The sequence below is a fragment of the Psychromonas antarctica genome (genome assembly GCF_022267535.1).
Lineage (GTDB): Bacteria > Pseudomonadota > Gammaproteobacteria > Enterobacterales > Psychromonadaceae > Psychromonas > Psychromonas antarctica.
Map to the genome: position 1 here is coordinate 1 of NZ_JAHNZV010000241.1, position 1427 is coordinate 1427.

Sequence of the window (1427 nt, forward strand, 5' to 3'; positions counted from 1 at the left end):
CTCCGCCAAAGGCGCAACACTCGATACAGGTGGTTGGTTAAACCTTGCCTGACAGGGACTTACACCCTGCAAGATGCATCAAGCTTTGCTTGACGCACTAACGCCGCTAAACACTGGCGCATAGGTTGGCAGTGTTTTTGCTGGCTTTTTATTTTAGCAAAAACAGTGACAGCCGTTATGCGTCCAGTGCTTTGCCTTGTTATGCAACTGTATATCAAAATGAGAGTTTAAGTCACATACTTGTCACTTAATTAATAATATGCTTTATTAATTAACACTAGTTCAAATTGCCTTTTTATTTATATATAATAATATTTTTTTGTTTACTTAAAGGAATTGTTTGTGCTCAAACATATTAAATTACCTGATGCTCAATGTCTTGAGCAAACAGAAAATAAAATCACTCATATTAAAACGACCCCATACAAAAAAGGAAGAGTTAATTTATATTGGAATAAAAGTAGATCTGCACTTATTGTGGGAAATAAGGTTAAGCTTCCCGTTTTATCAATAGCCCATATTATGAAATGTAAAGAAGACTTTTCTAATACAGATCGAAATGAGATACAGTTAGGAGACTCTGTTTGCTATATTTTTGCTAAACCATTAGTTCCAATTTATTGTGCTACAGTACTTGGCTATCAAATATATAACAAAAAACGATATTATTATTTGGAAGCTAATGATCCCCATTGTAAAATACCTTATACATGGGCTGAATTTGATAAAAACAAGTTTTTCTTAGTTTCTAGTAATAAAAGCGAGAGAAAATTTTCTGTCAAAAATGAAGTGTTTGCGTATTACCAAGATGAACTAGAAACAATTGAGCGCATTTATTCAACTATTCGTTCAGAAAAAGTAATACGAGAGTATATGACATCAAAAAAATATCTTGGTGAATCTGCTTTTCTATATTGCCATTTAAGCTTATTTAAAGGAATTTACTCGTGGGCAGGTCAATATAGAACTCACGAAGTTGTGGTTACTAATCGAAACCATCCAACAATGCATCCCGATGATATAAAAGACGCTATGCGTAAGTTTGGTGACGGTTTTGCCAGTAAATATCTAAAATCAGTGAAGAACGATCGTAGAAAAATCGTAGAAGCTTTAACCTTTGCTCACACTCAATTAGCATGGATTCACCCTTTCTCTGATGGAAATGGAAGAACCATGCGCCTTTATTTAGAATTAGTAGCTAGAACTAGAGGCTTTGAATTTAATCTCAAAAATGCAATTTCTACGTCAAAAAACAAGCGTTATTATCACTTTGCAGTTAGAAGTGCGGTTAATAATGGAGAGGATAAACACTTAAAATCCATATTATTCAAAGCTATAAATTAAATTATTGAAGCTAAGCAGCTTTTTATTTTTACGATCTTATTCCATTCTTTGTCTGTCGCTGTGGAACCTTCAATCTCAAATGA

General features: G+C 33.6%; 1 protein-coding gene. It reads left to right on the top strand.

Going from position 1 to position 1427, the window contains the following annotated elements; genetic code table 11:
- Nucleotides 1-342 precede the first annotated feature (342 nt).
- Nucleotides 343-1344: a Fic family protein gene (locus tag KSO91_RS17805; RefSeq protein ID WP_238744254.1), complete on the top strand. Its 1002-nt coding sequence runs from the start codon at nucleotides 343-345 to the stop codon at nucleotides 1342-1344.
- The last annotated feature ends 83 nt before the right edge of the window (nucleotides 1345-1427 follow it).